The sequence below is a fragment of the Aureitalea sp. L0-47 genome (genome assembly GCF_026126405.1).
Classification (GTDB): Bacteria; Bacteroidota; Bacteroidia; order Flavobacteriales; family Flavobacteriaceae; genus Pukyongia.
Genome location: NZ_JAFMTQ010000044.1, coordinates 1 through 1,079, shown reverse-complemented (window position 1 = coordinate 1,079; position 1,079 = coordinate 1). Strand labels below are relative to the sequence as shown.

Here is a 1,079-nt window from a genome sequence, read left to right as displayed (position 1 = left end):
GGTGATGAGATCATCGATGGTACCGATCCAACCGATCCTTGTGACTTTATGCAAACCAGTCAGAGCGTGCCAACTACAGCGGCATGGGAAGCTCTAGATTGTGATGGTGATGGTGTAACGAACGGACAGGAAATTATAGATGGAACAGACCCACTCGATCCTTGTGATCTTGTTGCGGCAAATCAGGATACAACGCCAACTGCAGCCTGGGAAGCTCTGGACTGTGATGGTGACGGTGTTACCAATGGACAGGAGATCATTGACGGAACCGATCCGATTGATCCTTGTGACTTTGTACTTGCAAGTCAGAATACTACTCCAACTGCAGCCTGGGAAGCCATTGATTGTGATGGAGACGGTGTAACCAATGGTCAGGAGATCATCGACGGAACCGATCCACTTGATGAGTGTGACCTGGTAGCGGCTAATCAGACGGTACCACCAAGTGCGGCATGGGAAGCAGGTGATTGTGATGGTGATGGTGTAACCAACGGTGATGAGATTACCGATGGAACCGATCCAACCGATCCTTGTGATTTCCAGCAAACAAGTCAGAGTGTGCCAACTACAGCGGCATGGGAATCTCTTGATTGTGATGGCGATGGTGTAACCAATGGACAAGAAATTATAGATGGAACAGACCCACTCGATCCTTGTGATCTTGTTGCGGCCAGTCAGGATACAACGCCAACTGCAGCCTGGGAAGCCCTCGACTGTGATGGTGACGGAGTAACCAATGGCCAGGAGATCATCGACGGAACCGATCCGGTTGATCCTTGTGACTTTGTACTTGCAAGTCAGAATACTACTCCAACTGCAGCCTGGGAAGCCCTTGATTGTGATGGAGACGGTGTAACCAATGGTCAGGAGATCATTGACGGAACCGATCCACTTGATGAGTGTGACCTGGTAGCCGCTAGTCAGACGGTACCACCAAGTGCGGCATGGGAAGCTCTTGATTGTGATGGTGACGGTGTAACCAACGGTGATGAGATCATCGATGGTACCGATCCAACCGATCCTTGTGACTTTATGCAAACCAGTCAGAGCGTGCCAACTACAGCGGCATGGGAAGCTCT

Annotated in this window: 1 pseudogene; it reads left to right on the top strand. The window is 50.5% G+C overall.

Going from position 1 to position 1,079, the window contains the following annotated elements:
• Window positions 1–1,079 (top strand): annotated as a pseudogene (locus J1N09_RS15380) (hypothetical protein); the annotation flags it as partial.